This window comes from Syntrophorhabdaceae bacterium (assembly GCA_028713955.1).
In the GTDB taxonomy this organism is placed as follows: domain Bacteria; phylum Desulfobacterota; class Syntrophorhabdia; order Syntrophorhabdales; family Syntrophorhabdaceae; genus UBA5609.
The window spans coordinates 1-4,241 of sequence record JAQTNJ010000262.1 but is presented as its reverse complement, the minus strand read 5'-3'; the positions used below and the strand labels follow the sequence as shown (position 1 = coordinate 4,241).

Below are 4,241 nucleotides of genomic sequence, written 5' to 3'. Positions count from 1 at the left end.
GGATAAATACCCTAATCGGCTCTTCCCCTTCTTCAGGTTCTCGAATAGGGAAGCCGTAATCATATTCCCCCTTTGAGATTTCTGTTGTAATGCCACTCTGGAGATCACGTTGCTTTCATATCCCATTGATTCACTAATGCCACCACTGATCTCCCCTATCTCCCTCTCGGATTCCCTAAGCAAATCCATCTGGCTTTTGATCTCATTGCTCTGGTCTTCAACCAAAATATTCTCATTTAAATGTTTGCCCCTTTTCAAAATAATCAAACTATCAGGACGCATTGCTTCTTGACGAAGGACAGCCATATCGTCTACAGCCCCTTCCTCTACGACAATCCTCTTTGCATTAAGTTTAGCCAGGGCAGTTGTCCTCCGTTTGTTAATCTCAATGTCCATGTCCCGAATTTGCCTTGGAACTCCATAGGGCTGATTAAAACGATTTGTATATCCAACAAACGTAGCAAAAGGGAACTCGTCATGCCCATGAGGGGTAGGCCCGTCCTCTAACAACACATCCCCAAGAAAATTAGTCACCCTCATTTTAGGCACATATCCTTTAACTACTTGCTGACACGCCCTAACGAGTTCCCCAATTTCAGTGTCCGGCCTCCCCTCAAGCTCAAAAGCTCTACCATCAGCAAATATGGCAAAGGTCAACTCCTTTCTAACGGTGTACCACATTTCAACTGGCATAACCCTCTTCCGCACTTTGTCAAACCACATTGCCCCATTAAAAGAGTTCCCGTCATTAGTGGCGGCAAATGGTCTCCAAATTGATCCTGTTTCGGCATAGGGATAAAACGGAGAGACAGCGGTAGATGGTGCTGTAAAATATGCCTCTTCAATTTCCCTCTTCTTCTCAGGATACGTGCCTACAAGGTCATGCAAATCTACCCACTTTTGAAGGAAGACATAACGAGTTGTGTCCACATCAAACCAGGGATCGCCATGATGATCCCACCACATATATTGCCAACTTCGTACTGCTAACTTAACAATTTCCTTCCTTGGGTCGGGGTTTTTCAGGACTTCAATACAACCAAAGCCAGGGATAACAGCCCCACGAAAAGCATCACTAATCTTAGAACGCCCTTCATTCTGATCAAGGACGAACTTGATACTTCCCGATGCTATCTGAGTTACATCAGTATCTTGAATCGTTCGCCCCTTCGCGGCAATATCTGTTTGCGATGCCATCTGCATGCCAAGAAGCATATTAACCGTGGGGAATGTTTTATTAATCGTTAAGGCATATACTCCAAGAACATCCTTTAGCTGTTGAACCTGATCTGGCGTCCATTGCACCCCGTCATACATTTCTTGATCGCGCCATTGATCAGCCCTATTATCAGCAAACGCCTCATAGCTATCCCCGACCCAACCAAGGAAGGTCTGAATGCCAGGATTAGTCTGAGAATCTCTCTCGACAGTCATAGCTATGTTCTCCTATCCTAAGATACTATGAGACTTACTTCTTGCCAATAATAAATATATACGGAGTTACACCTGCCGACCATCCCATCTGCTTGGTCGCAACAAAGGTTGTAGAAGAAGTGACTGTCGTGCCAGTCGAGGCTGTGTTTATTCCATAATAATTTGCATATCGTGGAAAAATCTTTGCCTTCCCGACATATATAGAGTTGCCACTGGTAGTCGCCAATTCGGATGTCGCAAATCCCGATGTTCCTGCCTGCATCACTCTTATCTTCCATATCGTAACGCCAGAACCAGCATTGGGCACCCACTCATAAGCCCACACCCCTGTAACACCAGTCGTGCCATGAGTAGAAACAGGCATAGGGCCATCAGCAAACCAATATGCCAATACTTCATTCACTTTGAACTGAGAAGGCATAAGAGTTACGCCGCCTTGGGTATAGAAGGCCGCGCTACCCGCCTTAAAACATGTCGTCCCCCCTTCTACTGTGCATCCACTTCCTGCTATCGTGGTTACAGGATCAAAAGTTGCGATGATAAGATCGTAAGGGCCAAGGGGAATTTTCTTAATAACCTTAACTGCCGCTTCAGATACCCCCGTTGCATTGTGAGCATTCTCCCAATGGTCTACTGCTGCCATCGCCATAGGGGTGAATAGAAAAAACACCAAAGCTGTGATTGCCAAAATTTTCTTCATCTCTCTGCCTCCTTAACAAATCAAAAGTGGATCGTTAGGTCGCCCAAGTTTATTTGCCTTTCCTCCCCCTTTAGGAGAGGCGCCCCTTATCTTCACAAGGACATACTGCAAAGCATCATGGAGATCAGCATATTTGTTCTTCACAGGATTCTCCGAATAAATCTCTTCCCCTGCTGCACTGCTAGTTATCCTTGGGTAGAAATAACCGCCTAAGAAACCGTTAATAATGCCAACACAATCGGGGTCAACCATAAAAGCAGGTTCCCCGCCCGCCACCATTTCCATCATCTGCTCGTCAACTGCGTTTACCCTTGCTTTAAAATTCTGCTCAGACTTCTCAAGGACTAAGCCAGGACATTCCTCCATCATCATCTCTGAGTTAGAGGTTAATCCCCCGCCTTTCTTACTAAATTGTGCCCAGCCAGCTGGGTCTGCATATTCTATCCACTCCGCGTTAGGGTAGAGTTTGTTACACTCTGCTATCACTCTTTTAGCAAACGAAGCCACATTTTCTCGCTCGCCCCAAAACTCTCTCATAACTTGAACTTGCCTTGCTGTCGGAGACTGGACTATAATTGCCCCAGGATGGAGACCCGTATTGTCCCAGCCACGATAAAGAATTTCCCCGTTCCAGACTAACTTGTTTACTGCTTCGTGAACCTTCCTGCTAAAGTTATTATAAACTAACTTCCCTTTGAGCCTTACCCCAGGTTGCCCCTTAATATATCTCGCAACCCAATCAGGTGCATAAGCATATGCTTCAGCCATTCTATCATAATAGCCAGGGATAAGATTCTCTTCGTTCTCCCTTTCAGGTTGCCAAAATCCCGCATGTCCCTTCAGTGGTTTCCTCTCAGGTTTAGGGCCAGGGACAGGAGTTTGCCAATTAAAAACCCAATACAGGTTCGACTCTGTGCTAGGGGGGTTGGAAATCTCTACCCCAAATTTCATTTGATAACGTTCCGGTTCCTCTTCTAAGTAATGCTGAATTTCTAGGTTCGTCAAACCCTGCAAATGGTGGAAGCGTTTCTTTAATCTAGAATACCAAACTTTCATGCTAGGACAACGACCAATCCTTTGCTTCAACATATTCTTAATATCAATGTGGACTTCATCTGCCTCATCAATCAGATACCACGTTAATTCATAGCCTCTAAATTTCTCAACATCTTCAGGACTATCGCAACTTCTAAACAGGACTTCAATCTCTAACGTAACGGGTTCTTGCTTGGCATCCATAGTTGTGTACTGCATCACATAAATTTTTTCGTTCTTATTATATGTGCCATAGATACTAGGCGGGAACCATTCAAAGAAAGTTTTCTGTGTTGAATCTATCAACATGGGATATGTATTTCTTAAGATAATACCCCTTGTTTTGTTGATTCCGTACCTATTCCATAACATCATCGGGATACGATAACCGACCTCGATAGTCGCCGCAGCTGTCTTGCCACTTCCAACAGGACCAACAATTGCTCTTATGCTCTCAGGACAAGCATGAAATTTCCTGATGGTTGGAAGACTCTTGTATGTGAAAGTCCTTTGGACATATAAAGGCTCTCCCGTTACAGGGTGAAAGTAATTCTCCTGTTGTCCTTCAGTCTCTTCTTCATACTCTATTCGCCTTAAAACATTTCGCTTCATAAAATCTCTGCCTTAAAAGTCCAGAATGGGAGTTGAATCTCTTCAGAAGGTTTCAAGATTTTGCCATCCAATACAAGTTTCACAAAAGGGTCAGGCAAAAAACTTTCAATCACCGACCTTGGAACAGCATTTACAATCCCATGTTGTGAAATCTCTGAGCATATCCAATCTCTAGGGTCAACACTTGGGCGCGTTATAGCAAACTTAATTAATGTACCATAACCATAACGCTCGCCGATATGCTCTTTAATACTATCTGTTATATCGTCTCTATATTTATCAAGCTCTGGAACCAACTGATGCCAATACACCTTCCCATCAAAGTCGCTTAGCCTTCTTGACAAAAGACGGGCATTTACTTCTCCATCATAAGCTTCAATAATCTGATTCCTAAGAGCCAACTTGTCTTCCAGGGTGTCCACAAATACCGTGGCAACATGGTTAGGGTTTATCCCTTTTA

General features: G+C 44.1%; 4 protein-coding genes. All 4 read right to left on the bottom strand.

Annotation, left to right across the window (positions count from 1 at the left end):
- Nucleotides 1–1,434 (bottom strand): hypothetical protein (locus PHU49_15315; protein ID MDD5245376.1); only part of this gene is annotated, 1,434 nt, incomplete at its 3' end.
- A 34-nt stretch (nucleotides 1,435–1,468) separates the two neighbouring features.
- Nucleotides 1,469–2,134 carry a hypothetical protein gene (locus PHU49_15310; protein MDD5245375.1) on the bottom strand — a complete coding sequence of 222 codons (666 nt, stop codon included), beginning with the start codon at nucleotides 2,132–2,134 and terminating at the stop codon, nucleotides 1,469–1,471.
- Nucleotides 2,135–2,146: 12 nt separating this feature from the next.
- Nucleotides 2,147–3,781, bottom strand: a complete 1,635-nt coding sequence (locus PHU49_15305; GenBank protein ID MDD5245374.1) for a DEAD/DEAH box helicase family protein — start codon at nucleotides 3,779–3,781, stop codon at nucleotides 2,147–2,149.
- On the bottom strand, nucleotides 3,778–4,241 hold a 464-nt coding region (locus PHU49_15300; protein MDD5245373.1), incomplete at its 5' end, for a hypothetical protein. The genes PHU49_15300 and PHU49_15305, both read right to left, overlap by 4 nt.